The following is a 26,095-nucleotide window of genomic DNA, read 5'->3' as shown; positions in this document are numbered from 1 at the left end:
GGGCAGATTGTTGAGGCTCGCGGATGGCCGGTGCTACCATGCGCAACCGCCAGCCTTGGCAAGGAAACTCCAGGTTTATGAGCACCATTCGCGAGCGCAACAAAGAAAAGATCCTGCGGGCGGCGAGCGAGGAGTTTGCCGACAAGGGCTTCGCCGCGACCAAAACCAGCGACATCGCCGCCAAGGCCGGGCTGCCCAAGCCCAACGTCTACTACTACTTCAAGTCCAAGGACAACCTCTACCGCGAGGTGCTCGAAAGCATCATCGAGCCGATCCTGGCGGCGTCCACGCCATTCAATCCGCAGGGCGACCCCAAGGAAGTACTGAGTAACTACATCCGCTCGAAAATCCGCATTTCCCGTGACCTGCCGTTCGCCTCCAAGGTGTTCGCCAGCGAAATCATGCACGGCGCCCCGCACCTGAGCGCTGATCAGGTCGAGCAGTTGAACGCCCAGGCCAAGCACAACATTACGTGCATCCAGGATTGGGTGGATCGCGGCCTGATCGCGGCGATTGACCCCAATCACTTGATGTTCAGCATCTGGGCGGCCACGCAGACCTACGCGGACTTTGACTGGCAGATCTCGGCGGTGACCGGGAAGGCCAAGCTGGATGAGGCCGATTACGAAGCCGCAGCGCAGACCATCATCCGGTTGGTGCTCAAGGGCTGTGAGCCGGACTGACACACCGTGGTGTCTGTGCCCATCGGGGGCAAGTCGAATCGTCGCACCGCCCCTCCCACAATTGACGGTGTTCGCAATTCAAGTGTGGGAGGGGCGGTGCGACGATTCGACTTGCCCCCGATGAGGCCCGAACAGTCAACGAAGCATCAAGCAGACACCCCGGCATCCGCCATCAACCCCACCCCTTCGATCGCCGTAATCGCACACTGCTCATCAATATCCGACGTATCCCCACTGATGCCGATCGCCCCTAGCACCACGCCTTCCTGATTCCGAATCAACACCCCACCCGGCGCCGGCACCACACTGCCCTGCCCCAGGCTGTTCAATGCGGCGATAAACGCCGGCCGTTGCTGTGCGTCCAGCGCCAACAAGCGCGACCCCTTGCCCAAGGCAATCGCACCCCAGGCCTTGCCGATGGCGATCTGCGGGCGCAACAGGCTCGCGCCGTCCTCCCGTTGCAGGGCGATCAAGTGACCGCCGCTGTCGAGTACCGCGATAGTCAGCGGCGCCGCCGCAACACTGCGCCCTGCAGCAAGGGCCTGACTGGCCAGTTGGGTGGCAATTTTCAAGGTTAAAGCGCTCATGGTGCCGTCCTTCTTTTGTTATTGGGAAAGCGGTGGAGGTCTGAATGATCAGATGCTCGACCCAACAAATAGAACACAATGACTTTATTTTTTGTATACAATATTTTCGCACAAAGGCTCCATACGTCGAAAAAAGCCGTTCCGACGAACGCAAAGGCCAGTTTATAAAATGCATTGACCTGCGCAGCCCGCCGTGAATACACTTTGGACAGACACCACTTGTATACAATTACAAAACGCAAGAGGCACCAAAATCATGAGCAAAATGAGAGCAATCGAAGCCGCCGTCCTCGTCATGCGCAGTGAAGGCGTAGACACCGCCTTCGGTATCCCAGGCGCCGCGATCAACCCGCTGTATTCGGCCTTGCAGAAGGTGGGTGGCATCGATCACGTCCTTGCTCGCCACGTTGAAGGCGCCTCCCACATGGCCGAGGGCTACACCCGCACCAAGGCCGGCAATATCGGCGTGTGCATCGGCACGTCGGGCCCGGCGGGCACCGACATGGTCACCGGCCTGTACAGCGCCTCGGCGGACTCGATCCCGATCCTGTGCATCACCGGCCAAGCGCCCCGCGCCCGCATGCACAAGGAAGATTTCCAGGCCGTGGACATCACCAGCATCGTCAAGCCGGTGACCAAGTGGGCGACCACTGTCCTGGAGCCCGGCCAAGTGCCGTATGCCTTCCAGAAAGCTTTCTATGAAATGCGCTCCGGCCGCCCCGGCCCGGTGCTGATCGACCTGCCGTTCGACGTGCAGATGGCCGAGATCGAATTCGACATCGACGCCTACCAGCCGCTGCCCCTGGCCAAGCCTTTGGCCACCCGCGTGCAGGTGGAAAAAGCCCTGGCCCTGCTGGACCAGGCCGAGCGCCCGCTGCTGGTGAGTGGCGGCGGCGTGATCAATGCCGACGCCAGCGAGCTGCTGGTGGAATTCGCTGAGTTGACCGGCATCCCAGTCATCCCGACACTGATGGGCTGGGGCACCATCCCGGACGATCACCCGCAGATGGTCGGCATGGTCGGCCTGCAAACCTCCCACCGCTATGGCAACGCGACGATGCTCAAGTCGGACGTGGTGCTGGGCATCGGTAACCGCTGGGCCAACCGTCACACCGGTTCGGTGGAGGTATACACCGAGGGTCGAAAATTCATTCACGTCGACATCGAGCCGACGCAGATTGGCCGCGTGTTCACCCCGGACCTGGGCATCGTCTCCGACGCCGGCTCCGCCCTGACGATGTTCATTGAAGTGGCCCGCGAGTGGAAAGCTGCCGGCAAACTCAAGGATCGCAGTGCCTGGCTGCACGACTGCCAGCAGCGCAAGGCCACCCTGCACCGCAAGACCCACTTCGACAACGTGCCGGTCAAGCCACAGCGTGTTTATGAAGAGATGAACCAGGTGTTCGGCAAAGACACCTGCTACGTCAGCACCATCGGCCTGTCGCAGATTGCCGGTGCGCAGTTCCTGCACGTGTACAAACCACGCCACTGGATCAACTGCGGCCAGGCCGGCCCATTGGGTTGGACCATCCCCGCCGCCCTCGGCGTGGTCAAGGCCGACCCGAGCCGCAAGGTAGTGGCGCTGTCCGGCGACTACGACTTCCAGTTCATGATCGAAGAGCTGGCCGTGGGCGCGCAGTTCAAGCTGCCGTATATCCACATGGTGGTGAACAACTCTTACCTGGGCTTGATCCGCCAGGCCCAGCGCGGGTTTGAAATGGACTACTGCGTGCAGTTGTCCTTCGACAACCTCAACGCGCCGGAACTCAACGGTTACGGCGTGGACCACGTGGCCGTCGCCGAAGGCCTGGGTTGCAAGGCCCTGCGTGTGTTCGAGCCAAGCCAGATCGCGCCGGCCCTGCGCCGTGCCGAGGCAATGATCGAAGAATTCAAGGTGCCGGTGATCGTTGAGATTATTCTGGAGCGCGTGACCAATATTTCCATGGGCACCGAGATCAACGCCGTCAATGAATTCGAAGATCTGGCCCTGGTCGGCAACGATGCGCCGACCGCCATTTCCCTGCTCGATTAAGGAGAACCCTATGCCGCGTTTCGCCGCCAACCTGTCCATGCTGTTTACCGAACAGGACTTTCTTGCCCGGTTCAAAGCCGCCGCCGATGCCGGGTTCCAAGGGGTCGAGTACCTGTTCCCTTACGAATTCAGCTCGGCTGAAATCAAGGCACAACTCGATGCGCACGGCCTGACCCAGGTGCTGTTCAACCTGCCGGCCGGTGACTGGGCCAAAGGCGAACGCGGCCTGGCGTGCCACCCGGACCGGGTCGAGGAATTCCGTGCCGGGGTCAAGCTGGCCATCGCCTACGCCCAAGTGCTGGGCAACACCCAGATCAACTGCCTGGCGGGCATCCGGCCACAAGGCGTTGATGACGAGACCCTGGAAAAAACCTTCGTCGCCAACCTCAAGTACGCCGCTGAAAAGCTGCAAGCGGTGGGCATCAAGCTAGTGATGGAAGCGATCAATACCCGCGACATCCCAGGCTTCTACCTGAACAACACGGCGCAGGCCCTGTCGATTCGCGAACAGGTGGGCAGTGACAACCTGTTTCTGCAGTACGACATCTACCACATGCAAATCATGGAAGGCGACCTGGCCCGCACCATGGCTGCGCACCTGGGCCAGATCAACCACATCCAGTTGGCGGACAACCCAGGGCGCAACGAGCCAGGCACCGGTGAGATCAACTACCGCTTCCTGTTCGAACATTTGGACCGCATCGGCTACACGGGCTGGGTCGGCTGTGAATACAAGCCCTTGACCACCACCGAAGCGGGTTTGGGTTGGTTGAAGACCCACAACGCGATCTAACAAACACCACGCAAACTCCATGTGGGAGGGGGCTTGCCCCCGATCGCGGTGGGTCTGTCAGCACTGTTTATCTGACACACCGTCATCGGGGGCAAGCCCCCTCCCACAGTGGACTTGCGGTGTAATAACAAGAGGATTTTTTCATGGCTAAAATCGGATTCATCGGCACCGGCATCATGGGCCAACCCATGGCCGCGAACCTGCAGAAAGCGGGTCACCAACTGTTCCTCTCCGAACACCATGGCAAGGCGCCGCAAGCCCTGATCGACGCAGGCGCCGTCGCCCTGGCGAACCCGCAGCAGGTGGCGCAGGAAGCCGAGTTCATCATCGTGATGGTGCCGGACACCCCACAGGTCGACGACGTGCTGTTCCGCAAAGACGGCGTGGCTGCGGGCCTGTCGCCAAACAAGGTGGTGATCGACATGAGCTCGATCTCCCCCACCGCCACCAAGGCGTTTGCCGCGAAGATCAACGAAACCGGCGCGCAGTACCTGGACGCGCCCGTGTCCGGTGGTGAAGTCGGCGCCAAGGCCGGCACCCTGAGCATCATGATCGGTGGCGAGCCGCAGACCTTTGAGCGCGCCTTGCCTCTGTTCCAGGCCATGGGCAAGAACATCACGTTGGTGGGCGGCAATGGCGACGGCCAGACCGCCAAGGTGGCCAACCAGATCATCGTCGCGCTGAATATCCAGGCGGTGGCCGAAGCCCTGCTGTTCGCCTCCAAGAACGGCGCCGACCCGGCCAAGGTGCGTGAAGCGCTGATGGGCGGTTTTGCCTCGTCGAAGATCCTCGAAGTGCATGGCGAACGTATGATCAAGGGCACCTTTGATCCGGGCTTTCGCATCAACCTGCACCAGAAGGACCTCAACCTGGCACTGGCCGGGGCCAAGGAGCTGGGCATCAACCTGCCGAACACCGCCGGCACCCAGCAAGTGTTCAGCACCTGCACCGCGATTGGCGGCGGCAACTGGGACCATTCGGCGCTGATCAAGGGCCTGGAGCATATGGCGAACTTCTCGATTCGCGATAAATAACCCCTGATGAAATGCAATCAAATGTGGGAGGAGGCAAGCCCCCTCCCACAATTTGACCCCATTCCAAGCCTGAAATTGACGCACCTCTAATAACAAAAATCCCCGGGAGCCCGCTTATGTCGGTCGATCCGCAACACCTGCTTCGCGAGCTGTTTGCCACAGCCATCGACGCCGCACACCCCCGGCAAGTCCTTGAACCCTTTCTGCCCGCCGACCGCAGCGGCCGTGTGATCGTGATCGGTGCCGGCAAAGCGGCTGCCGCCATGGCACTGGTCGTGGAGAACTGCTGGCAAGGCGAAGTCAGCGGCCTGGTGGTCACCCGCTACGGCCACGGCGCGCCGTGCAAGAAAATCGAAGTGGTCGAAGCCGCCCACCCGGTGCCCGACGCTGCCGGCCTGGCTGTGGCCCAGCGGGTGCTGGCACTGATCAGCAACCTCGGCGAAGACGACCGCGTGATTTTCCTGCTTTCGGGCGGCGGCTCCGCCCTGCTGGCCCTACCCGCAGAGGGCATCACCCTGGCCGACAAACAGGCCATCAACAAAGCCCTGCTCAAATCCGGCGCGACCATCGGTGAGATGAATTGCGTGCGCAAGCACCTCTCGGCGATCAAGGGCGGCCGCCTGGCGAAAGCGGCATGGCCGGCGACGGTCTACACCTATGCGATTTCCGATGTGCCGGGCGACCAGGCCACGGTGATTGCCTCCGGGCCCACGGTCGGCGACCCGAGCACCTCGCAACAGGCCATGGCGATCCTCAAGCGCTACCACATCGACGCCCCCGCCTCAGTACGCAATTGGTTGCTGGACCCGGCCTCGGAAACCGTCAAGCCCGGCGACCCGGTGCTCTCGCGCAGCCACTTCCAATTGGTCGCCCGCCCGCAGCAATCCCTCGAAGCCGTGGCGGTCAAAGTCCGCCAGGCCGGGTTCAGCCCGTTGATCCTCGGCGACCTGGAAGGCGAAGCGCGGGACGTGGCCAAGGTGCACGCCGGCATCGCCCGGCAGATCGTGCAACACGGCCAGCCGCTGGCGGCGCCGTGCGTGATCCTGTCCGGTGGCGAAACCACCGTCACCGTGCGTGGCAATGGCCGTGGCGGGCGTAACGCGGAGTTCCTGCTGAGCCTCACCGACAGCCTCAAGGGCCTGCCCGGCGTGTACGCCCTGGCCGGTGACACCGACGGCATCGACGGCTCGGAAGACAACGCCGGCGCCCTCATGACCCCGTGCAGCTACCGCCGCGCCGAAGCCCTCGGCCTGTCGGCCAGCGATGAGCTGGATAACAACAACGGCTACGGCTATTTCGCTGCCCTCGACGGGTTGATCGTCACCGAGCCGACACGCACCAACGTCAACGACTTCCGCGCCATCCTGATCCTTGAGACTGCCCACCATGACGCCTGACAAGAAGGTCAAAATTCTCGCCACCCTGGGCCCGGCCACCGATGGTATCGACGACATCCGCGAACTGGTGGAAGCCGGGGTGAATATCTTCCGGCTCAATTTCAGCCACGGCGATCATGCCGACCATGCCCAGCGCTACCAGTGGATCCGCCAGGTGGAGCGCCAACTGAACTACCCGTTGGGCATCCTCATGGACCTGCAAGGGCCGAAGCTGCGCGTCGGGCGCTTTGCCGAAGGCAAGGTGCAACTGGTGCGCGGCCAGGCCCTGCGCCTGGACCTGGACCCGACGCCGGGCGACCAGCGCCGGGTCAACCTGCCCCACCCGGAAATCATTGCGGCGCTGGAACCGGGCATGGACCTGCTGCTGGACGACGGCAAGCTGCGCCTGCGGGTCATCACCAAGCATGCCGACGCCATCGACACCACCGTGCTCAATGGCGGCGAATTATCGGACCGCAAAGGCGTGAACGTCCCACAAGCCTTGTTGGAACTCAGCCCGTTGACCGCCAAGGATCGGCGCGACCTGAGCTTCGGCCTGGAACTGGGCGTGGACTGGGTGGCGCTGTCGTTCGTACAGCGCCCGGAAGACATCCGCGAAGCCCGCGAACTGATCGGCGACAAGGCCTTCCTGATGGCCAAGATCGAAAAACCCTCGGCCGTGCAGCGCCTGCGGGAAATCGCTGAACTGAGCGATGCAATCATGGTGGCCAGAGGCGATCTGGGCGTAGAGGTGCCGGCCGAAAGCGTGCCGCAGATTCAGAAAGACATCATCCGCATCTGTCGCCAACTGGGTAAACCGGTGGTGGTGGCCACGCAGATGCTGGAGTCGATGCGCTTCTCGCCGGCGCCGACCCGTGCCGAAGTCACCGATGTCGCCAACGCCGTGGCCGAAGGCGCGGACGCGGTGATGCTGTCGGCGGAAACCGCGTCCGGCGAGTACCCGCTGGAAGCCGTGCAGATGATGAGCAAGATCATCCGCCAGGTGGAAAACGGCCCGGATTACCAGACCCAGCTCGACGTCAACCGAGCCAAGGCGGACGCCACGGTGTCGGACGCCATCAGCTGCGCGATCCGCCGCATCAGCAGCATCCTGCCGGTAGCGGTGCTGGTGAACTACAGCGAGTCGGGCAGTTCCAGCCTGCGCGCGGCCAGGGAGCGGCCGGTGGCGCCGATCCTCAACCTCACGCCGAACCTGTCCACGGCACGGCGCTTGAGCGTGGCATGGGGCGTACATTCGGTGGTCAATGACCGCCTGCGCCAGGTAGACGAGGTGTGTTCCACGGCGCTGGAGATCGCCCAGGCACAGGGCATGGCTGAGCGCGGGGATACGTTGGTGATTACCGCGGGAGTGCCGTTCGGGCAGCCGGGGTCGACCAACTCGCTGCGTATCGAGACGTTGATTTAGCGTCTGTAAGGGCCTCATCGGGGGCAAGTCGAATCGTCGCACCGCCCCTCCCACACTTGATTGGGTTCACAAATTCAAATGTGGGAGGGGGCTTGCCCCCGATGGGAACGACTCGGTCCCACTGACTAACCACCATGCACAACCCAACCTGCCCCGACTGGGCCGAAGCGCTGCTCAACGGCTTCAGCCAGATCTTCCTGCAGCGCCAGCCGCTGTGCGGCCTGCTGTGTCTGCTGGCAATCCTGATCGGCGCCCCGGCCTTGTTCGGCGGAGCATTGCTGGGTGGCGTGGCGGGGTTGCTCACGGCCCAGCGTCGCGGTTATCCCAAGGCCGAACGCCAGGCCGGCCTTTACAGCTACAACGGCGTGCTGCTGGGTTTGTTGATCAGCCAGCACTTTGCCTGGTCGGCGTTGTTGCCGCCGCTGATCCTGGCGTGCAGCGGACTGGCGGCGATGTTGACACGGCAATGGCTGAAACACGCCGACCAGCCCAATGACTTGCCCGCTTACACCGTGCCTTTTGTCGGCCTGGGCTGGTTGTTGCTGGGCACGGTGCCGCAGAACACGTTTGCCCTGAGCGAACCCGACACCGTGGCTATCCTCACCGCGCCTTTTACCGGGCTCGCGCAGGTCATGCTGCTGGATCAACCGGTGGCGGGTGCGCTGATTGCACTGGGCCTGTGGCTGGCCAACCGCCGCGCCGCCATATGGGCGTTGATAGGCGCCAGTGTCGGCGTGCTGCTCGCACTGTGGCTGGACGAACCCGCCAGTGCCCTCCTCGGCCTGCACAGCTACAACCCGGCGTTGGCGGCTGTGGCATTGAGCCAGGTGCGTCGCCAACCCTGGCTGCCGCTGCTCGGCGTCCTGCTAGCGATCCTCCTTACACCGGGCTTTGCCGCCCTGCACCTGCCCGCGTTGACCGCGCCGTTCATCCTCGCCTGCTGGCTGGTGCGCGCCGGTACTCGAGTGCTGCAGAAACCCCGCATGGACAGCCCCTTCGAATCCCCCTAGGCTTGCTCGATATTCGATTCAGGCGGGCTTTATGGACAGCAACAACGACTGGCGCCAGCGGCTCTACGTCATGGTTTTTCAAAGTGACACGGTCGCCGGGCGGCGCTTTGACGGCATCCTGCTGCTGATCATCCTCGCCAGCCTGGTGATCGTGATGCTCGACAGCATCGACCAGATCCACCAGAACTACGCTGACGTGCTGGCGTATATCGAGTGGGGGTTCACCCTTATCTTCCTGATCGAGTACGGGCTGCGGCTGTACTGTTCGCCCAAACCCTTGCGCTACGCCTTCAGCTTTTATGGGTTGGTGGATCTGCTGGCCATCGTGCCCGGTATCCTCGCGCTGTACTACAGCGATGCACAGTACCTGCTGATCATCCGCATCATCCGTATGCTGCGGATTTTCCGCGTGCTCAAGCTCAGCCCCTACCTCAAGCAAGCCAATTACCTGATGGCGGCGCTGCGCGGCAGCAAGCAGAAGATCGTGGTGTTCCTGGTGAGCGTATGCACCCTGGTCACGGTGTTCGGCACCTTGATGTATGTGATCGAAGGCCCGGAGCACGGGTTTACCAGTATTCCCAAGGGCATCTACTGGGCCATCGTGACCCTGACGACGGTGGGCTTTGGCGATATCGTGCCCAAGACCCCGCTGGGCCAGGTGATTTCGTCCCTGGTGATGATCACCGGTTATTCGATCATCGCCGTGCCCACCGGTATTTTCACCGCCGAACTGGCCAGTGCCATGCGCGGTGAGCAATTGCAGCATGACTGCCCGGTGTGCAAGAAAGACAGTCATGAGCCGAACGCTGCATTCTGCTCACGCTGTGGCAGTAATCTTTTCAAGAAAGTGGAATAAGCAAAGTTCGTTTTAATCTTTAAGCGTCTATGCGACGCCAGCTATAGTCGCTGGCAAATTGCCCCCACTCAATCAGCAACCTTCTCGAACAACAAGGAATGAGCAGTGAAAAAACTCGTTAGCGCCTCCCTTCTGGCCGCCGGCCTTGCCCTGGCGGGCGCCGTCCAGGCTGCCCCCGTGACACTGCTCAACGTCTCCTACGACGTGATGCGCGACTTCTACAAGGACTACAACGCCGCGTTCCAGAAACACTGGGAAGCCGAGCACCCGAACGACAAGCTGACCCTGCAGATGTCCTTCGGTGGCTCGAGCAAGCAAGCGCGTTCAGTCATCGACGGCCTGCCCGCCGACGTGATCACCATGAACATGGCCACCGACATCAACGCCCTGGTGGACAACGGCAAACTGGTGCCGGACAACTGGGTCACCCGCCTGCCGAACAACAGCGCGCCGTTCACCTCGGCCACCGTTTTCATCGTGCGCAAAGGCAACCCGAAAGCCCTGAAAGACTGGCCGGACCTGTTGAAAGATGGCGTGCAGGTGATCGTGCCCAACCCGAAAACCTCGGGTAACGGCCGCTACACCTACCTGTCGGCCTGGGGCTATGTGCTGAAGAACGGCGGTGATGAAAACAAGGCCAAGGCCTTTGTTGGCAAGCTGTTCAAACAAGCCCCGGTACTGGACACCGGTGGCCGTGCCGCCACCACCACCTTCATGACCAACCAGATCGGCGACGTGCTGGTGACCTTCGAGAACGAAGCCGAGATGATCGCCCGTGAATTCGGCCGTGATCAATTCGAAGTGATCTACCCAAGCGTCTCCGCCGAAGCCGAGCCGCCGGTGTCGGTGGTCGACAAAGTGGTCGAGAAGAAAGGCACCCGCGTGGCCGCTGAAGACTACCTGAAGTACCTGTGGTCACCGCAAGGCCAGGAAATCGCCGCCAACAACTACCTGCGCCCGCGTGATCCGAAGGTACTGGCCAAGTACACCGACCGGTTCCCGAAAGTCGACTTCCTGTCGGTGGAGAAGACCTTTGGTGACTGGCGCACGGTGCAGAAGACCCACTTCAATGATGGTGGGGTGTTCGACCAGATCTACAGCGGCCAGTAATTGATAAATGTGGGAGGGGGCTTGCCCCCGATGGCGGTGTATCAGCCGGTTTATCCGCTGGCTGACACACTGCTATCGGGGGCAAGCCCCCTCCCACATTTGGCTTTGTGTTTGGCCGTTACATCGGCGGTGTGACGCCATCCTTGCCGGCGGAAATCGCCTGGGCGGTGATCGTCCCATCCGCCCCCTGCGCGGCAAACAGCACCACCTTCACCCCCGGCTTGAGCAAGCTGCGGTCACCCGGCTCCAGGTTCACGATCGGCACATCTTCCGGCACCACGATCTTCTGCTCGCCGCCTTTGTATTTCACCGTCAACGTGCGCCCGTTGCTCACCACCAGGTCGCCGACGGTGCCGTTGGTCATGCTGCTGCCTTCTTTCAAATCAAATGCACGATGCCCGTCGCCCGTGCCGGCCATGGCCGGGGGGAACACGTGCACTTCCAGCGCCGTCAGGCTGCCGTCGTCGTTAGGCATCGCGGCCGAGCCGATGTAGCTGCCCGGCTTGATCTCATCGATCTTGGCCAGGGTGACCGCGCGCACCTGGGTGTCTTTGGTCAGGTGCACGACAACCTCCTCGCCGCTGTTGACCTTGACGTGCATCGCATCGCCGTCCATCGCCGTAATGGCGCCGCGTACGCCCACGCGAGGCGTCTCGGCAGCCTGGGCCAGGCCCACGGCCATGGCGGCGGCGAGCGTGGAAGCCAGGAGCATCTTGTTCAACGTGATCTTCATTGCAATGGATTTCCTGTTTCGGCAGTGGTGCCTGAATGTATCATCAGCGTTCGCGCAGAAAGTTAACGATTCACTCATCATTACCGGGCATGAGTGTTATCACTGCCAGCGGCCTACCCGGGCTACGGTGTTGTCTTTAGGCTCGCCCCACTTCCTTCGCTTTTATGAGAACACCATGAACGCTACTTCCCACGCTACAAGCACCATGACCCGGAGCATGGTGATGCTGTTTGCGTTTTGCTGCGGCGCCATCGTTGCCAACATCTACTACGCGCAACCCATCATCGAGCTGATCGCGCCGGACATCGGCCTCACGCCGGCCATGGCCAGCCTGATCGTCTCGCTGACGCAAATCGGCTACGCCCTGGGGCTGTTTTTCCTGGTGCCCCTGGGCGACTTGCTGGAAAACCGCAAACTGATGATCGCCACCACCGTCATCGCTATCGCCAGCCTGCTGGGCGCAGCGGTCACCGAGCAGCCGAACCTGTTCCTGCTGGTGTCGCTGCTGATCGGCTTCAGTTCGGTGTCGGTGCAGATCCTGATTCCGTTGGCCGCGCACTTGGCGCCCGCCGAATCACGGGGCCGTGTGGTCGGCAGCATCATGGGTGGCCTGCTGCTCGGCATCCTGCTGGCGCGGCCGGTGTCCAGCGTGGTCGCGGACCACTTCGGCTGGCGTGCGATGTTCATGGCGGCGGCGGCGCTGATGGCGTTTATCAGTGTGGTGTTGATGCTGACCATTCCCAAGCGTCAGCCGGATCACTCTGCCAGCTATGGCCAACTGCTGCGCTCCCTCGGCACCTTGCTGCGTGAGCAACCGGTGCTGCGTCAACGGGCGTTCTACCAGGGCTGCATGTTCGCCACCTTCAGCCTGTTCTGGACCGCCGCCCCACTGGAACTGGCGCGCAACCACGGCCTGAGCCAAAGCGAGATCGCCCTGTTCGCCCTGGTCGGTGCGCTGGGTGCCATTGCCGCCCCCATCGCCGGTCGCCTGGCCGATGCCGGTCACACCCATCGCGCTTCGCTGCTGGCCATGTTGTTCGCCGCGTTGAGCTTCCTGCCGGCCTTCGTGCACCCGCTGTACAGCGTGATCGGCCTGGCCGTGACCGGCGTGGTCCTGGACTTCTGCGTGCAGATGAACATGGTGCTCGGCCAGCGCGCGATCTACGCCCTCGACGCCAACAGCCGCAGCCGCCTGAACGCGCTGTACATGACCAGCATCTTCATCGGCGGCGCATTCGGCTCGGCGATTGCCAGCAGCGTGTATGAACACGGCGGCTGGCTGGGTGTGATGCTGGTGGGTAGTGCATTCCCGTTGGTGGCATTGCTGCGCTTTCTGAGTGTTTCCCGTGAGGATTCGGTGGGCTTATTGGATAAACCTTGAACTCACCTGAACCACCCGGATATCCAGTTCGCGAAAAGCGAGATCCCTGAAGCTATCTGTTTACCCACCCGCTCACCAAACCAAGACGCAAGCCCAGGCGTCGTATTCGGATCCGGCTGTGACGTTGAGTCAGGCGCAGGATCCGGGTCCGGCTCCAGCGTGAGATCAGCCGTCTGATCGGGCGTCACGGCTGCGGGCTCCCCATTACCACTCCAGATCACATCCTCCTGTTTGATTTGACCATGGCTGCTGATCAGCAGGTCAGCCGTGCCGTTGCCCGTGGTATCCACGGCCAGTGTGGAGCGCCCGGTTGTGGTGTCATGACTGAGCATCGCTTCGCCGGCACGCCCGCTGAAGCTATCCATGAAGTTCAGCGACGTGAGCCCGGCCTCGCGCAGCACGCCGGCCACATCGATTTTGTCGCTACCGCTGGTGAAGTCCTGAATAAAATCGGGAGCCTGGGGTGTCGAGTCGCTGACGCGGGCGTACACGAATGTGTCGGCGCCGGCACCGCCGCGCAACGTGTCGCTGCCGCCAGCCCCTTTCAAGCGGTTATTGGCGCCGTTACCCGTCAACACATCGCTGTTGGAACCGCCAATGGCGTTCTCCACGCTCACCCCCTTGGCGATCGACACATTCCCCCGCAGCCCGCCCACATCCGAAAACGCCTCGGCATTGAGGTTGATGTTTTGTTTATCGGCAAAGCCAGAGAAATCCAGGGTGTCCTCGCCACCGCCATCCCAGACGCTGAACACGGGCTTGTCGCGGGCGCTCCTGAGGCTGTAGTGCTCACGCTCGGTGTTGGAGTTGAACCCATAGACGGTGTCGGTGGCACGGGTGCGCGTATTCGCTCCGTACAAGCGCTGGAGCGCGGCGATATCGTCCATCATGGGGGCAGCGGGTTGCTGTTCGTTGAAGTCATGCCCCGGTTGTTTGCGTTCCGACCAATAGCTCATGACACTGCGGGCCTTGGTGTCCTGCGCATAATCGGCATTGGCCTCGTAAGTCCCACCGCCGTCGTAACCGCCCGGATGTTCCAGGCCCAAGGTGTGCCCCAACTCATGGACCAACAAAGACAAGAAATGACTGCCCATTTCAGGGTTGGCGCCTGCGCCTCCCGTCCCCACATTCGCCGTTACGTTCGGCTGGTACTGACTGGGAGAGGCCGCCCAGCCTGACCAGGAACCCGGCACGCCCCTGATGACTATGCCGCCATCCGTATGAGCGCTGTTTTCGACAAAGGAAATGTTGGCGACATCGGCATAGGCTTTCAATGCCTGCCTGGCGCGCTCTTTCTGGGGCGAGGTAAAGACGCCGGAAAAACTGAAGCCCACCACGACCTTATTATCCCCGTCCCGATCAGGAAATTTGAAGTTACCTCGAGTGATATGTTTAGCCGCCTGCGCGGTGCTGAACGACTTCTTATTGTTTCCCCAGTGCAAGGCGTCGTTATCAAACGCTGACGAACGGGAATACGGCGCAAGCGCAGGGGGTTGCTGTGAAGGTTGCCTGACAGGAAAGTGCATGACGATGAATACTCTGAACAGTGAAGAGCCATTCGTCCATGGATGAAAAATACCAACGCTGACCAGTCCATTGGCAGGACGCTAAAATTCTCAAATCAATGACACGTTCGCCAGTGCTGGTTCTTTTCAAAAACACTTAATAAACACACCTGCAAAGAAAACACACTCAATCACTGATCGGCCCAACTCTCCTGACATATCAACAACACTACTAAGTTGATTTCTAGAGGAAAAAAACTTGTAAAACACTCCCTTATTTCAATCAAAATCTTAATTTCAAACATAAGGAAACTGACTCAAACATGCCCGGAAAAAGATGCGCAAAAAAAACCGTGCTCATCCGACAACGTACGCGACCGACACCTGACACCGCCTGATCGCCCTAGGACCGCACCAATTTTTCCAACGCCGCGTCCGCGAGGAATGACGAGCGGCTTTTGACCTTGTGCTCCCGTACATACCGGTCGATGCGCTGGATGACATAACCGGGCAAGGTCACATTGACCTTCTCGGTTTTACCCAGGTAGGGCGTGACGTCCAACTCCAACATGCCCCAGCCCATCCCGGCGTAGTCCTCATGGGCATGATAATGGGCGACCGACGTTGGCATCGGAATGGCCCCGCCCTCTGCGGCGATCTCTTGCAGCATGATGTGCGCGACTTCCACGGCGGCGTTGTAGGCCTCTTCAAAGCTGTCCCCGGCGGTGACTGCGCCTGGAATATCGGGGATCTGGATACCGGTGGCGGTGAAGTCATCGCCCCATTCGATACAGATTGGGTATTGCATGAATGCTCTCCTTAAAAATCAAACAGCCCGGCGCGTTTCCTGATGCTTCTGACAGTGCCCAACGGCAAGTCTTTTTTAGGATGAGGCACGGGAATCGTGTACGGGCTGTAACGATGGGTAAAAATGTGATGGCTGCCCGTGACCCGATCCAATACCCAACCCGCCTCTTGCAGTTCCTTGATCAATAGCCTGCTTTGCACCCTCGCCTCCTTGGCTTGGCCTGAATAAAAGTAACCCTAGAGTTATCTTTACTCAAGCACAAAATGCGCATGCCTGACTGACGGCTGTTTTACCGAATATTGAAAACTCACCGGCGCAACACGGGAAACGCATGACACCGCTAGTCCAGCGCCTTAGGCTTGAGCGCCGCCCAGCCAACAGGAACGCCCGATGGACCGTCTCACTGCCATGGAAACCTTCGTTCACGTCGTCGAGACCGGCTCCTTCTCCGCCGCTGCCAAACGCCTGGGCATCGGCCAACCCGCCGTTTCCAAAAGCATCGCGCAATTGGAAGCCCGCCTGGCCGTGCGATTGCTGCTGCGCTCGACCAGGGGCCTGACCCCCACCGAGGCAGGCCTGGCATTTTTCGAGAAAGCCAAGAGCGCCATTTTCGAAGCCGATGAAGCTGACGAGGCCGCCCGTGGCGCAGGCGCTGGCTTGACGGGCAACCTGCGGGTCAGCGCCGGCGTGACGTTCTCCCGTATGCGGATCATTCCTAACCTGGGACCGTTCCTGGACCAACACCCTGGCCTGAACATCGACGTGTTGCTCGACGACCGCCTCCTCAACCTGGTTGAAGACGGCATCGACGTCGCCCTGCGCATCGGCAACCTGAGTGACTCCGGCCTCACTGCCCGCCGGCTTGGCCAAAGCCCAAGCCGGGTGTTTGGTACACCGGCCTACTTCGAACGTTTCGGCGAACCGCAAAGCCCGGCGGATATCCTCAACCACCAGGCGGTGATCTACAGCCTCGGGGAAAGCCCGCTCTGGTCATTCAAACAAGGCCCGCACGAACACGCCATCGCCGCTCGAGGACGCTTGCGTGTTACCTCTTCCGAAGGCTTGCGCGCAGGCGTGCTCGCCCACCATGGCCTGGCGATGACGTCCGAGTGGATGTTCTCACCAGAATTGGCCAGGGGTGAGGTGAAAGCCGTGTTGACCGATTGGGAACTGCCGCCCAAGGACCTGTGGGCGGTATTGCCGACGGGTCGAATGCCAAGTGCCAAAGCCAAGGCATTTATCGAATACGTTGAAGGGTTACTGACGAAGTAGCGTTCTTTGCAACCGTAGGCGTTCAGATGACGCGGCCATCCCAGCCGACCGTGACATGCCGTGGCAACTCGCGGCGATGCTCCAGCAGCCAGGCATCCAATGTGTGCCCGACATGGGTCAGCACGCCCAACTGTGCACTGGTTTGCTCGATGCTCTGCAACGCCAGCGTCAGGTCATTGTGATTGCGCGGTGCCTGCGGCTGCGGCGGCATGGAGCAGTCCAGCACCAGTACATCCAGGGGTTCGCGTTGCAGCCAGACCAGGGTCGCAGGCGGCAGGCCGACGGTGTCGGTGAGGTAGGCGATGCGTCGCCCCTCGCCTTCCAGCAGGTAACCCAGGGTTGGTTTGGAATGCTGCAACGGCAACGCGGTGACGCTCAGTTCGCCAAACCGCCGGGTTTCAAATTCGCTGAATGGCTGGCTGAAATCCAGGATGCCCGGATGTTTGTACAGATCGGACAAACCTTCGGCATCCACCGGCCCGTGCACCGGAATCACCAGCCCTTGCCCCCAGCGCAGGTGCAACAGACCCTGGGCATGATCGGCATGATAGTGGGTCTGCAGGATCCCGTTGAAACTGCGCGGCGGGAAGCGTTCGGTGAGGTCGGGCAAACCACTGTCGATCAACCAGCGCTGGTCGCCGCATTCGATCAGCGCGCTGCACGGGCGACGGCGCAGGCTGGCATCACTGCGCGCCAGGTCACACGCGGCGCACTCACAGCCATACACCGGGACTTGCCGCGCGTCACCGGTGCCGAGCAAGGTCAGGCGCATGCCGAGTGCCCGTGATCGATGCAGCACAGCAGGCGCTCGACCGTATGTTCCAGCGGCCCGGAGTTATCCAGTACGAACAACCCCGCACCGTTGCCGGCGATCAGCTCGGCGGTGAACCGCGCATTGCGCGCCAAGCGCGCCTCGATATCCGCCAACGCTTCACGCCCCCGTGCGATCAGGCGTTGGCGCAACACCGCCTGGTCCACCGTCAGCAGCAACACCAGCGAAGTCGGATAACGCTTGCGAGTCTGCGCCAGGTGCGCACGGGAGCCATTGACCAGTACGTCGTCCCCCGCCGCCAGCCAATCGTCGATCTCCCTGGGAATGCCATAGGACAAACCATTGGCCTGCCAACTGAGGGCAAACGCGCCCTCGGCCTGCATCGTCGCAAATTGCTCGGGGCTGACGCCCTGCGCCGCTTCGCCCACCGCTTCCGCCGAGCGGGTGATAACGCGGCGCACAATGCGGCAACCGCGCTCGGCCAAGCGTGGGCGTGCGGCATCCAGCAGGCTGTCCTTGCCCGAGCCGGACGGCCCGATGAGATAGATCAACCTGCCTGCCATCAAAATACCCTCTTCGCTTGTCGCCATACTTGTTGCACCACAGGCAGCCCTTCGCGGTTGCGGGCCTGGACCAGGTCGGCGCGCAGGCCGAGGGCAATCTCGCCACGGTCCTTCAGCCCTGCCGCCTGCGCGGGCGCCAGGCTGATCATCTTGACCGCCCGCGACAGGTCGCCGCCGTCTTGCTGGTCAGCCAGCACGAAGGCCGCCTGCAACAGGCTGGCCGGGTAGTAGTCACTGGAAAGTATATCCAGCAAGCCCTCGGCCGCCAGGCCGGCGGCGGCCACATTACCCGAGTGCGACCCGCCGCGCACCACGTTCGGCGCGCCCATCAACACTTTCATGTTCAACGCCTGGCAGCCCTTCGCCGCCTCGAGCGTAGTGGGGAATTCAGCGATGGTCATGCCATAGCGTGCCGACTCCTGCACATGCGCGAGCGTCGCGTCGTCGTGACTGGCCACCGACAAACCACGCGCCAGGCAATGCTCGACGATAGCCGCACGGTAGCGATCACTGTAGGCCAGGGAATTGGCCTTTTGCAGCACGATGAAGGCGTCCATGGTTTCGTCGTTCAGGTGGTACTTGCCCATGTAGTACTCACGGTACTTGGCTTCAAGCACAAACTGGCGCTGGCCCGGCGAATGGTCCATCACCGACACCAGTTGCACCAGCGGGTTTTCCACCAGGTCGCGGAACACACTGAGGGTGTCCGGGTGGCACAGCTCGCAGCGCAGGTGCAGGTGGTGCTCGGCGCGGGTCAGGCCGGCACCTTCTGCCTGGGCGATGGCATCGAGCATCGCCGGCAGTTTTTTCATGCGGTTGCCCTTGGGGTTCACGTCACCGATGGACACCGCATCGAAGACGGTGGTGATGCCCGCCGCGATAATCTGCGCATCGTGGCTGAGCACCGCCGAGGTCGACGGCCAGTCCACGCCGGGGCGCGGGGTCATGTGTTTTTCCAGGTTGTCGGTGTGCAACTCCACCAGGCCCGGCAGCAGGAAATCACCGCCCAGGTCCTGGGCCTGGGGCAACTGGCTGCGGCCTTCGGCGAGGTCGACGATCTTGCCATCACGCAACACCACCGAGCCCAGGAACATGCGATCAGCCGTGACAACCTGGGCATTACTGAGGATCTGTTCAGCGGGCATGGGCGTATTCCTCTTGGGCAACAGGCGCGGGGGTCATGTCGAAATGGCGGTCGGCCACCGCTTCACGGGCGGCGCGGTCGTGGAAGATTCCGATCAATGCAGCGCCGCCAGCCTTGGCTTCGTTCATCAGTTCCAGCACCACCTGGCGGTTGTGGTCGTCCAGGGAGGCGGTGGGTTCGTCCAGCAGCATCACCGGCCAGGCCACCATGAAACCGCGGGCGATGTTGACGCGCTGTTGCTCGCCACCGGAAAAAGTGCCGGGCGCCAGTGGCCACAGGCGCTGGGGGATGTTCAGACGGGTCAGCAGGTGTTCGGCGCGCTGTTGTGCCTCGGCTTTCGACCAGCCTCGGGCCAACGCCGGCTCCATCACCACATCCAGGCACGCCACACGCGGAATCACCCGCAGGAATTGGCTGACGTAGCCCAGGGTCTGCTGGCGCACCTGCAGAATCTCGCGGGGCGCGGCGCCCACCAGCTCCAGCCACTCGCCGGCATGGCGTACACGAATGCTGCCACCGGCCGGTAGATAGTTACCGTACAGCGTACGCAGCAAGGTGCTTTTGCCCGCGCCGGACTGACCGTGCAGCACCAGGCATTCGCCGCCCTGCACACTGAACTCCACCCCGCGCAGCACATTGAGTACTACACCGTTTTGCTGGTGCAGGGTGAAGGTTTTCGAGAGGTCACGGACCTCGATCAAGGCATTTGTCATGGCTGCAATACCGAAGACACCAGCAGTTGAGAGTAAGGGTGCTGTGGATCGTCGAGGATCTGGTCGGTGAGCCCGGTTTCCACTACACGAGAGCGACGCATCACCATCAGGCGGTCGGCCAACAGGCGTGCCACGGCCAGGTCGTGGGTGACGATCACCACCGCCAAATCCAGTTCACGCACCAGGCCGCGCAGCAGGTCGAGCAGACGCGCTTGCACCGACACGTCGAGGCCGCCGGTGGGTTCGTCCATGAACACCAGCCGTGGGCTGGAAACCAGGTTGCGGGCAATTTGCAGGCGCTGCTGCATGCCGCCGGAAAAGGTGCGTGGCAGGTCGTCGATGCGTTGTGGGTCAATCTCCACCTGCTCCAGCCAATCCAGACCGGCGCCACGCAGTTGCGCGTAATTGCGCACGCCCTGGGCCATCAAGCGTTCACCAATGTTGGCGCCGGCCGACACGCCCATGCGCAGGCCGTCACGCGGGTTCTGCTCGACAAAGCCCCATTCGGTGCGCAGCAAGGTGCGGCGCTCGGCTTCGCTGGCACTGTAGAGGTCGAGCCATTCGCCGTCCTGGCTGCGGTAGCCGATGCTGCCCGCGTGCGGCGGCAGGCGCCCGCTCAACAACGAAAGCAAGGTGGATTTACCCGAGCCGGACTCACCGACAATCCCAAGCACTTCGCCGGGGTACAGATCGAAGCTCACACCCTGGCAACCCTTCTCCGGGCCGTACAACAGGGACAGGTCACGCACTTGCAATAACGGCTGGCTCACTGGTTGTTCTCCTTCACCCGCTGGGCGCAATACCACGTGTCGGAACACACAAAACTCTGGGTTCCGGCGTCATCCAGAATCAGCTCATCAAGGAACGATTCATGGCTGCCGCAGATCGCGCAGCTGTGCGCCCATTTCTGCACTTCGAACGGGTGGTCCTCAAAGTCGAGGCTGGTGACCTGGGTGTATGGCGGCACCGCATACAGGCGCTTCTCGCGACCGGCGCCGAACAGCATCAGCGCCGGGCTCATGTCGAGTTTGGGGTTGTCGAATTTGGGGATCGGCGACGGGTCCATCACGTAGCGTTCATCCACCGTCACCGGGTAGGCGTAGGCCGTGGCGATGTGGCCGAAGGTGGCGATGTCCTCATACAGCTTCACATGCATCACCCCGTAATCATTCAGGGCGTGCATGGTGCGAGTCTCGGTTTCCGAGGGTTCGATAAAACGCAGCGGCTCTGAGATCGGCACTTGGAACACCATGATCTGGTTCGCCTGCAAGGGCGTTTCCGGGATGCGGTGACGGGTCTGGATCACCGTCGCTTCAGGGGTCGCTTCGGTAGTGACCACGCCTGCAGTGCGCGCAAAAAAGCGGCGGATCGACACCGCGTTGGTGGTGTCGTCGGCGCCCTGGTCGATGACCTTGAGCACGTCATCGTCCCCCAGGATCGCGGCGGTCAATTGCATGCCGCCGGTGCCCCAGCCGTAAGGCAGCGGCATCTCGCGGCCACCGAACGGCACCTGGTAGCCAGGGATCGCCACCGCCTTGAGCAAGGCGCGACGGATCATGCGCTTGGTCTGTTCGTCGAGGTAGGCGAAGTTGTACGCGGCGTCATTCATGGCTCGGGCCCTCGGCCGGTTGGCGCAGTTTGCGGATCAGTTCCAGCTCGGACTGAAAGTCCACGTAGTGCGGCAGTTTGAGGTGGGAGACAAAGCCCGCCGCCTCGACGTTGTCGCAGTGGGCCAGCACAAACTCTTCGCGCTGGGCGGGCGAGACGATCTCTTCGTTGTACTCCTCGGCGCGCAGCGAGCGGTCCACCAGGGCCATGCCCATGGCCTTGCGCTCGGCATGCCCGAAGGCCAGGCCGTAACCCCGCGTGAACTGCGCCAGCTCGGTAGCCGAACCGACAAACTGGTTGACCATCTCGCACTCGGTCACTTCGATGCTGCCCAGGCAGATGGGGAAACCCAGTTCTTCCGGTTCGATCCACACCTCCACATCGCCGATACGAATCTCACCGGCAAACGGGTGGTTGCGACCGTAGCCACGTTGGGTCGAGTACCCCAGCGCCAGCAGGAAACCTTCGTCGCCACGGGCCAGGGCTTGCAGGCGCTCGGCGCGGCTGGCCGGGTATTCCAGCGGGTCGCGGGTGATGTCGGCAACGCGGGCGTTGTCGTCGGTTTCGGTCTTGATCAGGCCTTCTTTGGCGAGCAGGCCGAGCACGCGTGGGCAGTCTTCCAGCGTCGCCTCCGGCGCGGTCTGCGGCCCCGGGTACTCACCTTCGGCCAGCAGGGCAAAATCCAGCAGGCGGTGGGTGTAGTCGAAGGTCGGGCCGAGCAGTTGGCCGCCGGGCAGGTCCTTGAAGGTGGCCGACAGGCGCCGGCTCAACGACATCCGGGCGGTATCGATCGGCAGGCTCGGGCTGAAGCGCGGCAGCGTGGTGCGGTAGGCGCGCAACAGGAAGATCGCTTCCACCAGGTCCCCCGCCGCTTGCTTGATCGCCAGCGCGGCGAGTTCTTCGTCGAACAGTGAGCCTTCGGTCATCACCCGCGCCACGGCCAGGGGCAGTTGCTCGCGGATTTGCGTCACGCTCAGTTCCGGAATCGCGGTATCGCCCCGGCGTTTTTTCGCCAGCAGGCGGTGGGCATTGTCGATGGCCTGTTCGCCACCTTTGACGGCTACGTACATCAGGCATGCTCCTGTGCAATGCGGCTGCTGCGCGGCAGGCCGATCAGGTGATGGCCGGCGGCAAACAGCACGTCCAGGCCACGGGGAAAGGTTTTGCGCCGTTGGCGTTCCTGCCAGAAGGCCTGCGGCACCGGGACGTGCACCTGGCGCTGGGTCTTGATGCCTGGGCCGCGCCAGAGCAGGCCACGCCCGGACTCCAGGTCAGTGAGCTGCACGAGCAAGGTGCAGGACTGGTCGGGGTAGCGGTCGTTGCCGTGGTCGAAGCCGCTCAGATCCAGCAGGTCGTGTTCACCGAGCAAGGCGAACACCGCTGCTTCGCGATGCGAAGTCAGCGGGCAACCGCAGTGGAACGCCAGGTTGGCGCGGATCAGCGGCGTGTCGAAGCTCGGTGAAAGCCACAGCGGCGTGTCCACGTCCAGCAGTGCCAGGCACAACGCGTACGTCGCCGGCGCCAGGCCCTCGAGGTGTGGGGCGGATGGCAGGTGCTGGATCAACCCCGGTTCGGCCAGGGCCTTGAGCGCGGCGCGAAAACCACGCTGGGCGTCCAATACCGGGTCGACAAACGCCGGTTGCAACAGTTGCGCATTCATCAGTTTTCTCCTCGCACGAGGGTGAAGAACTCGACCTTGGTGGCGGCGGTGTCCGCCTCTTTTTCAGCGCGACGCCTGACCTGGGCGTTCGCCAGGGCAGTGATCAGATCGCTGAGCCAGATACTCGGCTGCGCGCCTTGCAAATGGGCATCGGCCAGGGCGGCCAGCTCGGCATGCACCTTGTCGCGCCCGGCCAGGTAGCTGTAGCCGGTGCGGCCATCGGCCAGGCGCACTACGCAGCGGGTCACGCTCATTTCACCGACGTTGAACGGTGCGCCATTGCCGCCCATGCGACCGCGTACCAGGGTCATGCCGATTTCCGGGGCGCGAATGAGCTGGTACTCCGCGTCTTTCAAGGCCGCTTCGTGGGGTTGCAATTCACTGAGTTGGGCGCGGGCGAGCACACCAATCCAATGCTGACGCGGGGACAGGTTCATCAGGGTCTCCATCAAGTCACCACTTGGTACTGGAAGCGATCCGAACGGCTGGTGGACTGCGCCAGCTCCACCGGGTGGCCGTCGCGATCGCGGGAAAGGGTGAATACGGTGAGGGCCGGCAAGTGCCGAGGCATCATCAGCAGCGCGGCTTCGTCACGGTTGGGCAGGCGCGCACCGATCAGGCTGTGGGTGCGAGTCAATGGCAGGTCGCGTTCGCGCAGGTACTGGCGCAGCGAACCGCCGGTGTAGTCGGCCAGCAACGGCGCACGGCTGGCGCAGTAGCGATGGCGGATCAGGCTGACGGGCTGGTGGTCGAGCTTGCGCAGGGTTTGCAGCTCGATCATCGGCGCCATTTCAGCGATCCCCAGGTGCAGCGCTTCTTCACGGCTGGCGTAGCAGTAGCGGCGCTTGAGCAACACCGCCTGCACACCGACGCCCTGGGCTGACAGGGATTGGCTGTAGGAGGTCTCGGCGCCCATCGGGTAGATCAGCGGCCGGTCGAGCACCTGGGTGCCCTTGCCCTGGCGACGCAACAGGCTGCCTTCGAACACCAGCTCATCGATGGCACGGCGCAGGGTGTGGCGGTTGACGCCGAAGCGCTCGGCCATGTGCACCTCACCGGGCAGGAAATCACCGGCGCTGTAGCTGCTCAATTCACGGCGCAGGATATCCGCGAGTTCGCGGTACACCGGCTCATCTTGTCTAGACAACTGCATGCTTAAAAAAAGCGCCGCGCGGGCACCCCTCCGAGGTCAGATGAACTGCTTGCGCAGGCGTTGGGACAGCACGTCGATCAGGCTCACCACCACGATGATCACCAGCAGCACCGCGCAGGTCTGGACGAACTGGAAGGCACGGATGTTTTCCCACAGGATCACGCCGATCCCGCCCGCGCCGACCATGCCCACCACCGTCGCCGAACGCACGTTGGCTTCGAAGCGGTACAGCGCGTAGCTGACCCACAGCGGCATGACCTGGGGGATCACGCCGTAGATCACTTCCTGCAGGGCACTGGCACCAGTGGCCCGCACGCCCTCTACCGGACCTGGGTCGATGGCTTCGACGGCTTCGGCGAACAGCTTGGCGAGTACACCGGTGGTGCTGATCCACAGCGCCAGTACGCCGGCGAAGGGGCCGAGGCCGACGGCAACCACGAACAACATGGCGAACACCATTTCGTTGATCGAACGGAACGCATCCATCACCCGACGCAGCGGTTGGTGCACCCACCACGGGGTGATGTTGTCGGCGCACAAGATGCCCAGCGGCACCGAGCAGACGATGGCCAATACCGTGCCCCACAGGGCGATCTGCACGGTGACGATCATCTCCTTGAGGTAACTGCGCCATTCGTGGAAGTCCGGCGGGAAGAAGTCGGCGGCGAAGGTCGCCATGTTTCCGGAGTCGCGGTACAGCGCCAGCGGGTTCATTTCCGCGCCGTGCCAGGCCCAGGCCAGCAGGACCAGGAACAGGCCCCAGCCGAGGTATTGCGGCCAGGTGCGTTTGCCGACGGCTTCAGCGTGCAAAGTAGTCATGGTTGTCCTCGAGCGAAATGTGGGAGGGGGCAAGCCCCCTCCCACAGGAATTAACCGTTGGCTGCGGTTTTCTTGTCGAGCTCGGAGATGCGCTGTTGCAGCTTGGCCAGGTCGGCGTCGATATCCGCCAGCTTCTTGGCCTTGTCGGCAGCCTCCAGCTTGTCGTCGGCACTGACGGTGGTGCGCTGCTTGAACAGCTCCAGCTGGCGGATCGGCAACAGCTGGTCATCGCTGGACGGCAGGAACTTGCCCAACTGCATGTTCTTCAGCACCGCCTTCTCTTCATCGGTGTCGCCGTAGTGGGCGAAGAAGTCGCGAATCTTGGCCTTCTCGCTGTCGCTCAGCGCCTTGCTCCACACCATCGGGTCGGCGGGGATCAGCGGCGATTTCCAGATCACCTTGAGCATGGCGGCCTTGTCCGGTTGGGTGACTTCCAGGCGCTCCCAGCTCTCGGTATTGAAGGTGGCGACGTCCAGTTGCCCCTTGGCCACACTCAACGCGTTGACTTCATGGCTGGAGTTGAGCGTGCGTTTGAACGCGGTGGCGGCATCCACGTTGTTCTTGGCGAACACGTAGTAGCCCGGCACCAGGTAGCCCGAGGTGGAGTTCGGGTCACCGTTGCCGAAGGTCAGGTTCTTGGCGTTCTTGAGCATGTCGTCGACGTTGTTGATCGGGCTGTCTTTGCGCACGATCAACACGCTCCAGTAACCGGCGGCACCGTTGGCGGCGGCGGTCTGGGCGAAGATCTCGCCGTTGGAACGGTCCACCGCTTCCATCGCGGCCTTGTTGCCGAGCCAGGCCACGTCGACCTTGTTGAAGCGCATGCCCTGGATCAGGCCGGCGTAGTCGGAGGCGAAGGTGGCGTTGATGGTCAGGCCGGTCTTCTTGTGCATGTCATCCAGGAATGGCTGCCAGATGCTCTTGAGGTTCTGCGAAGACTCGGTGGACATGATGCCGAAGTTGATCACCTTGTCAGCGGCGTGGGCGTTGCCCAGCGCGACACTGGCCAGCAATACGGCAGACAGAAACACATGGCCGATACGGTTCAACATGGAAA

At 62.3% G+C, this 26,095-nt stretch carries 28 protein-coding genes; 11 read left to right on the top strand and 17 right to left on the bottom strand.

Features of this window, described 5'->3' with window-relative positions:
* Positions 1–77 precede the first annotated feature (77 nt).
* The gene (locus M2497_RS10245) at positions 78–683 is read left to right on the top strand and encodes a TetR/AcrR family transcriptional regulator (protein ID WP_058427897.1); all 606 of its coding nucleotides are present in this window, start codon (positions 78–80) and stop codon (positions 681–683) included.
* 146 nt (positions 684–829) lie between these two features.
* Here the strand turns inward: M2497_RS10245 and M2497_RS10240 are convergent, their stop codons facing one another.
* On the bottom strand, positions 830–1,270 hold the full coding sequence (locus M2497_RS10240; protein ID WP_071496239.1) for a heme-binding protein: 441 nt from the start codon (positions 1,268–1,270) through the stop codon (positions 830–832).
* A gap of 256 nt (positions 1,271–1,526) precedes the next feature.
* On the opposite strand from M2497_RS10240, the gene gcl reads away from it, so the two are divergent.
* From gcl to M2497_RS10200, 8 genes are all read left to right on the top strand, one after another.
* Positions 1,527–3,302: a glyoxylate carboligase gene (gene gcl, locus M2497_RS10235; protein ID WP_248487240.1), complete on the top strand. Its 1,776-nt coding sequence runs from the start codon at positions 1,527–1,529 to the stop codon at positions 3,300–3,302.
* Between the two features lie 10 nt (positions 3,303–3,312).
* Positions 3,313–4,095, top strand: coding sequence for a hydroxypyruvate isomerase (gene hyi / locus M2497_RS10230; RefSeq protein ID WP_248487238.1), 783 nt, complete (start codon positions 3,313–3,315; stop codon positions 4,093–4,095).
* Positions 4,096–4,238: 143 nt separating this feature from the next.
* On the top strand, positions 4,239–5,129 hold the full coding sequence (locus M2497_RS10225; RefSeq protein ID WP_071496242.1) for a 2-hydroxy-3-oxopropionate reductase: 891 nt from the start codon (positions 4,239–4,241) through the stop codon (positions 5,127–5,129).
* A 116-nt stretch (positions 5,130–5,245) separates the two neighbouring features.
* A complete protein-coding gene (locus M2497_RS10220; protein WP_248487236.1) occupies positions 5,246–6,526 on the top strand; it encodes a glycerate kinase in 1,281 nt (426 codons plus the stop codon).
* Complete coding sequence (pyk, locus tag M2497_RS10215; RefSeq protein ID WP_248487234.1) at positions 6,516–7,931, top strand: pyruvate kinase; 1,416 nt, start codon at positions 6,516–6,518, stop codon at positions 7,929–7,931. Before M2497_RS10220 ends, pyk begins: the two co-directional genes overlap by 11 nt.
* 134 nt (positions 7,932–8,065) lie before the next feature.
* Positions 8,066–8,941, top strand: a complete 876-nt coding sequence (locus M2497_RS10210) for an urea transporter (RefSeq protein WP_248487232.1) — start codon at positions 8,066–8,068, stop codon at positions 8,939–8,941.
* Positions 8,942–8,972: 31 nt separating this feature from the next.
* Positions 8,973–9,797 carry an ion transporter gene (locus tag M2497_RS10205; protein WP_058427905.1) on the top strand — a complete coding sequence of 275 codons (825 nt, stop codon included), beginning with the start codon at positions 8,973–8,975 and terminating at the stop codon, positions 9,795–9,797.
* A gap of 105 nt (positions 9,798–9,902) precedes the next feature.
* Positions 9,903–10,907 (top strand): sulfate ABC transporter substrate-binding protein, encoded by a 1,005-nt coding sequence (locus M2497_RS10200; protein WP_248487230.1) that lies wholly within the window; start codon positions 9,903–9,905, stop codon positions 10,905–10,907.
* 118 nt (positions 10,908–11,025) lie between these two features.
* Here M2497_RS10200 and M2497_RS10195 read toward each other — a convergent pair whose 3' ends face one another.
* Entirely contained in the window at positions 11,026–11,640 is a 615-nt protein-coding gene (locus tag M2497_RS10195) for a DUF5666 domain-containing protein (RefSeq protein ID WP_093123204.1), read from the bottom strand.
* Between the two features lie 175 nt (positions 11,641–11,815).
* Here M2497_RS10195 and M2497_RS10190 point away from each other — a divergent pair, with 175 nt between their 5' ends.
* On the top strand, positions 11,816–13,021 hold the full coding sequence (locus M2497_RS10190; protein WP_248487228.1) for an MFS transporter: 1,206 nt from the start codon (positions 11,816–11,818) through the stop codon (positions 13,019–13,021).
* Positions 13,022–13,023: 2 nt separating this feature from the next.
* On the opposite strand, the gene M2497_RS10185 is transcribed toward M2497_RS10190, so the two are convergent.
* The 3 genes from M2497_RS10185 to M2497_RS10175 form a co-directional block, all read right to left on the bottom strand.
* Positions 13,024–14,547, bottom strand: coding sequence for a M10 family metallopeptidase C-terminal domain-containing protein (locus M2497_RS10185; RefSeq protein ID WP_248487227.1), 1,524 nt, complete (start codon positions 14,545–14,547; stop codon positions 13,024–13,026).
* A 382-nt stretch (positions 14,548–14,929) separates the two neighbouring features.
* Positions 14,930–15,334 carry a type II toxin-antitoxin system HicB family antitoxin gene (locus M2497_RS10180; protein ID WP_248487226.1) on the bottom strand — a complete coding sequence of 135 codons (405 nt, stop codon included), beginning with the start codon at positions 15,332–15,334 and terminating at the stop codon, positions 14,930–14,932.
* A gap of 11 nt (positions 15,335–15,345) precedes the next feature.
* Positions 15,346–15,534, bottom strand: a complete 189-nt coding sequence (locus M2497_RS10175; protein WP_071496250.1) for a type II toxin-antitoxin system HicA family toxin — start codon at positions 15,532–15,534, stop codon at positions 15,346–15,348.
* A gap of 190 nt (positions 15,535–15,724) precedes the next feature.
* Here M2497_RS10175 and M2497_RS10170 point away from each other — a divergent pair, with 190 nt between their 5' ends.
* Positions 15,725–16,606, top strand: a complete 882-nt coding sequence (locus M2497_RS10170; RefSeq protein ID WP_071496251.1) for a LysR family transcriptional regulator — start codon at positions 15,725–15,727, stop codon at positions 16,604–16,606.
* 22 nt (positions 16,607–16,628) lie between these two features.
* On the opposite strand, the gene phnP is transcribed toward M2497_RS10170, so the two are convergent.
* The 12 genes from phnP to phnD are packed head-to-tail and all read right to left on the bottom strand — an operon-like array spanning position 16,629 to position 26,090.
* Positions 16,629–17,378 (bottom strand): phosphonate metabolism protein PhnP, encoded by a 750-nt coding sequence (gene phnP, locus M2497_RS10165; protein WP_248487225.1) that lies wholly within the window; start codon positions 17,376–17,378, stop codon positions 16,629–16,631.
* Positions 17,369–17,941: a phosphonate metabolism protein/1,5-bisphosphokinase (PRPP-forming) PhnN gene (gene phnN, locus M2497_RS10160; RefSeq protein ID WP_248487224.1), complete on the bottom strand. Its 573-nt coding sequence runs from the start codon at positions 17,939–17,941 to the stop codon at positions 17,369–17,371. The genes phnP and phnN overlap by 10 nt, the downstream gene beginning before the upstream one ends.
* A complete protein-coding gene (locus M2497_RS10155) occupies positions 17,941–19,086 on the bottom strand; it encodes an alpha-D-ribose 1-methylphosphonate 5-triphosphate diphosphatase (RefSeq protein WP_248487223.1) in 1,146 nt (381 codons plus the stop codon). The genes phnN and M2497_RS10155 overlap by 1 nt, the downstream gene beginning before the upstream one ends.
* Positions 19,076–19,798 (bottom strand): phosphonate C-P lyase system protein PhnL, encoded by a 723-nt coding sequence (gene phnL, locus M2497_RS10150; RefSeq protein ID WP_248487222.1) that lies wholly within the window; start codon positions 19,796–19,798, stop codon positions 19,076–19,078. The genes M2497_RS10155 and phnL overlap by 11 nt, the downstream gene beginning before the upstream one ends.
* Positions 19,795–20,604, bottom strand: a complete 810-nt coding sequence (phnK, locus tag M2497_RS10145; RefSeq protein ID WP_248488188.1) for a phosphonate C-P lyase system protein PhnK — start codon at positions 20,602–20,604, stop codon at positions 19,795–19,797. Before phnK ends, phnL begins: the two co-directional genes overlap by 4 nt.
* A complete protein-coding gene (locus M2497_RS10140) occupies positions 20,565–21,407 on the bottom strand; it encodes an alpha-D-ribose 1-methylphosphonate 5-phosphate C-P-lyase PhnJ (protein WP_248487219.1) in 843 nt (280 codons plus the stop codon). Before M2497_RS10140 ends, phnK begins: the two co-directional genes overlap by 40 nt.
* Positions 21,400–22,476 carry a carbon-phosphorus lyase complex subunit PhnI gene (locus M2497_RS10135; RefSeq protein ID WP_248487217.1) on the bottom strand — a complete coding sequence of 359 codons (1,077 nt, stop codon included), beginning with the start codon at positions 22,474–22,476 and terminating at the stop codon, positions 21,400–21,402. The genes M2497_RS10140 and M2497_RS10135 overlap by 8 nt, the downstream gene beginning before the upstream one ends.
* Entirely contained in the window at positions 22,476–23,066 is a 591-nt protein-coding gene (gene phnH / locus M2497_RS10130) for a phosphonate C-P lyase system protein PhnH (RefSeq protein ID WP_248487215.1), read from the bottom strand. Before phnH ends, M2497_RS10135 begins: the two co-directional genes overlap by 1 nt.
* Positions 23,066–23,503: a phosphonate C-P lyase system protein PhnG gene (gene phnG / locus M2497_RS10125; protein WP_071496260.1), complete on the bottom strand. Its 438-nt coding sequence runs from the start codon at positions 23,501–23,503 to the stop codon at positions 23,066–23,068. The genes phnH and phnG overlap by 1 nt, the downstream gene beginning before the upstream one ends.
* An 11-nt stretch (positions 23,504–23,514) precedes the next feature.
* Positions 23,515–24,219: a phosphonate metabolism transcriptional regulator PhnF gene (gene phnF / locus M2497_RS10120; RefSeq protein ID WP_248487213.1), complete on the bottom strand. Its 705-nt coding sequence runs from the start codon at positions 24,217–24,219 to the stop codon at positions 23,515–23,517.
* A 36-nt stretch (positions 24,220–24,255) separates the two neighbouring features.
* On the bottom strand, positions 24,256–25,038 hold the full coding sequence (phnE, locus tag M2497_RS10115; RefSeq protein WP_058427920.1) for a phosphonate ABC transporter, permease protein PhnE: 783 nt from the start codon (positions 25,036–25,038) through the stop codon (positions 24,256–24,258).
* Between the two features lie 50 nt (positions 25,039–25,088).
* Positions 25,089–26,090, bottom strand: coding sequence for a phosphonate ABC transporter substrate-binding protein (gene phnD / locus M2497_RS10110; RefSeq protein ID WP_248487212.1), 1,002 nt, complete (start codon positions 26,088–26,090; stop codon positions 25,089–25,091).
* Positions 26,091–26,095 lie beyond the last annotated feature (5 nt).

The organism is Pseudomonas sp. CYM-20-01 (genome assembly GCF_023169845.1).
GTDB lineage: Bacteria > Pseudomonadota > Gammaproteobacteria > Pseudomonadales > Pseudomonadaceae > Aquipseudomonas > Aquipseudomonas azotoformans.
The sequence above is the reverse complement of the archived record's forward strand: the minus strand, read 5'-3'. Positions and strand labels throughout refer to the sequence as shown.

Excerpts from the sequence above, each read along its gene's own strand:
- M2497_RS10245 (WP_058427897.1), top strand. The coding sequence starts at position 78 with ATGAGCACCATTCGCGAGCGCAACAAAGAAAAGATCCTGCGGGCGGCG.
- M2497_RS10240 (WP_071496239.1), bottom strand. The coding sequence starts at position 1,270 with ATGAGCGCTTTAACCTTGAAAATTGCCACCCAACTGGCCAGTCAGGCC.
- gcl (WP_248487240.1), top strand. The coding sequence starts at position 1,527 with ATGAGCAAAATGAGAGCAATCGAAGCCGCCGTCCTCGTCATGCGCAGT.
- hyi (WP_248487238.1), top strand. The coding sequence starts at position 3,313 with ATGCCGCGTTTCGCCGCCAACCTGTCCATGCTGTTTACCGAACAGGAC.
- M2497_RS10225 (WP_071496242.1), top strand. The coding sequence starts at position 4,239 with ATGGCTAAAATCGGATTCATCGGCACCGGCATCATGGGCCAACCCATG.
- M2497_RS10220 (WP_248487236.1), top strand. The coding sequence starts at position 5,246 with ATGTCGGTCGATCCGCAACACCTGCTTCGCGAGCTGTTTGCCACAGCC.
- pyk (WP_248487234.1), top strand. The coding sequence starts at position 6,516 with ATGACGCCTGACAAGAAGGTCAAAATTCTCGCCACCCTGGGCCCGGCC.
- M2497_RS10210 (WP_248487232.1), top strand. The coding sequence starts at position 8,066 with ATGCACAACCCAACCTGCCCCGACTGGGCCGAAGCGCTGCTCAACGGC.
- M2497_RS10205 (WP_058427905.1), top strand. The coding sequence starts at position 8,973 with ATGGACAGCAACAACGACTGGCGCCAGCGGCTCTACGTCATGGTTTTT.
- M2497_RS10195 (WP_093123204.1), bottom strand. The coding sequence starts at position 11,640 with ATGAAGATCACGTTGAACAAGATGCTCCTGGCTTCCACGCTCGCCGCC.
- M2497_RS10190 (WP_248487228.1), top strand. The coding sequence starts at position 11,816 with ATGAACGCTACTTCCCACGCTACAAGCACCATGACCCGGAGCATGGTG.
- M2497_RS10185 (WP_248487227.1), bottom strand. The coding sequence starts at position 14,547 with ATGCACTTTCCTGTCAGGCAACCTTCACAGCAACCCCCTGCGCTTGCG.
- M2497_RS10180 (WP_248487226.1), bottom strand. The coding sequence starts at position 15,334 with ATGCAATACCCAATCTGTATCGAATGGGGCGATGACTTCACCGCCACC.
- M2497_RS10170 (WP_071496251.1), top strand. The coding sequence starts at position 15,725 with ATGGACCGTCTCACTGCCATGGAAACCTTCGTTCACGTCGTCGAGACC.
- phnP (WP_248487225.1), bottom strand. The coding sequence starts at position 17,378 with ATGCGCCTGACCTTGCTCGGCACCGGTGACGCGCGGCAAGTCCCGGTG.
- phnN (WP_248487224.1), bottom strand. The coding sequence starts at position 17,941 with ATGGCAGGCAGGTTGATCTATCTCATCGGGCCGTCCGGCTCGGGCAAG.
- M2497_RS10155 (WP_248487223.1), bottom strand. The coding sequence starts at position 19,086 with ATGCCCGCTGAACAGATCCTCAGTAATGCCCAGGTTGTCACGGCTGAT.
- phnL (WP_248487222.1), bottom strand. The coding sequence starts at position 19,798 with ATGACAAATGCCTTGATCGAGGTCCGTGACCTCTCGAAAACCTTCACC.
- M2497_RS10140 (WP_248487219.1), bottom strand. The coding sequence starts at position 21,407 with ATGAATGACGCCGCGTACAACTTCGCCTACCTCGACGAACAGACCAAG.
- M2497_RS10135 (WP_248487217.1), bottom strand. The coding sequence starts at position 22,476 with ATGTACGTAGCCGTCAAAGGTGGCGAACAGGCCATCGACAATGCCCAC.
- phnH (WP_248487215.1), bottom strand. The coding sequence starts at position 23,066 with ATGAATGCGCAACTGTTGCAACCGGCGTTTGTCGACCCGGTATTGGAC.
- phnG (WP_071496260.1), bottom strand. The coding sequence starts at position 23,503 with ATGAACCTGTCCCCGCGTCAGCATTGGATTGGTGTGCTCGCCCGCGCC.
- phnF (WP_248487213.1), bottom strand. The coding sequence starts at position 24,219 with ATGCAGTTGTCTAGACAAGATGAGCCGGTGTACCGCGAACTCGCGGAT.
- phnE (WP_058427920.1), bottom strand. The coding sequence starts at position 25,038 with ATGACTACTTTGCACGCTGAAGCCGTCGGCAAACGCACCTGGCCGCAA.
- phnD (WP_248487212.1), bottom strand. The coding sequence starts at position 26,090 with ATGTTGAACCGTATCGGCCATGTGTTTCTGTCTGCCGTATTGCTGGCC.